The organism is Bradyrhizobium algeriense, from assembly GCF_003062295.1.
Classification (GTDB): domain Bacteria; phylum Pseudomonadota; class Alphaproteobacteria; order Rhizobiales; family Xanthobacteraceae; genus Bradyrhizobium; species Bradyrhizobium algeriense.
This window is the reverse complement of the sequence record NZ_PYCN01000193.1, coordinates 1-629: the sequence shown is the minus strand read 5'-3', so window position 1 is coordinate 629 and position 629 is coordinate 1. Positions and strand designations below refer to the sequence as shown.

Below are 629 nucleotides of genomic sequence, written 5' to 3'. Positions count from 1 at the left end.
ATCGGTCGTCTAGATTAGCGTTTTCTTGGTTCGAATCATATCAGGCGGCGTCGGCGAGTTTGTAGGACCACGTGTGGATGACCGGATGGCGATTGACGTCGTCGATACCGGCCATGATGCGCTCCTTAAGCTCGTGTTTTGAAGTCACCCGGATGTGGCGCAGGACTGAACGGGCGAACTTGGAGAAGAACCCCTCGATGAGATTGAGCCACGAGCCGTGCTTGGGGGTGAAGGTGAGCTCGAAGCGCCCGCTTGGTCGAGTGGCGAGCCAGGCTCTGGTTTCTCGCGAGATGTGCGCGGAATGATTGTCGAGGATCAATTTGATCGCAGTGTCCGGCGGATAGGCGGCATCGATAAGTCTGAGGAACTCGATGAACTCTCGACTGCGGTGGCGATCTTTGACAAGGGCGTGGACCTTGCCGGTGAGCAGATCAATCCCAGCCAACAGGCTGAGCGTGCCATGGCGTTTGTATTCATGATCGCGCGCAAAGGTGGCGTGGACGCCAGGCTTGGGCGGCAAATCCGGCGCCGTCGTTGCGATGGCCTGGATTCCCGGCTTCTCGTCGCAGGAGACGATCGTCACCGGCTTTCCCCGCCGCTTTCCCTTGGCAGAGGCTTTCTTCAGGACC

At 58.8% G+C, this 629-nt stretch carries 1 protein-coding gene; it reads right to left on the bottom strand.

Features of this window, described 5'->3' with window-relative positions; translation table 11 throughout:
* Nucleotides 1-40 precede the first annotated feature (40 nt).
* On the bottom strand, nt 41-629 hold a 589-nt coding region (locus tag C7G61_RS43065), incomplete at its 5' end, for an IS630 family transposase (protein WP_108523441.1).